Origin of the sequence: Streptomyces sp. WM6386, from assembly GCF_000972385.1 — a bacterium.
Taxonomy (GTDB): Bacteria; Actinomycetota; Actinomycetes; order Streptomycetales; family Streptomycetaceae; genus Streptomyces.
The window spans coordinates 1-373 of record NZ_JXTE01000613.1; the positions used below are offsets into that span (position 1 = coordinate 1).

Annotated in this window: 1 pseudogene; it reads right to left on the minus strand. The window is 67.3% G+C overall.

From position 1 onward, the window contains the following. Window positions 1–373: pseudogene (locus tag TN53_RS42935) on the minus strand (DNA-directed RNA polymerase subunit alpha); the annotation flags it as partial.

The following is a 373-nucleotide window of genomic DNA, read 5'->3' on the forward strand; positions in this document are numbered from 1 at the left end:
CGTCTTACCGGCGGAGGCCATGGCGTCACGCGGACGCATCGCCTGCTTGGTCTCGACGTCGACGATCAGCTTGTCGAAGTCGGTGCGCTGCTCGACACGCGTCGCCTCGACCTTGTACGTGACCTTCAGCACCGGCGAGTAGATCGAGTCGACCGGGATGCGCCCGATCTCCTGACCGACCTGCTTGTTCTGCACGGCGGAGACGTAACCGCGGCCACGCTCGACCGTGAGCTCCATCTCCAGCTTGCCCTTGCCGTTGAGCGTGGCGAGGACGAGGTCGGGGTTGTGCACCTCGACACCGGCCGGGGGCGCGATGTCGGCGGCGGTGACCAGACCCGGGCCCTGCTTGCGCAGGTACATCACGACCGGCTCG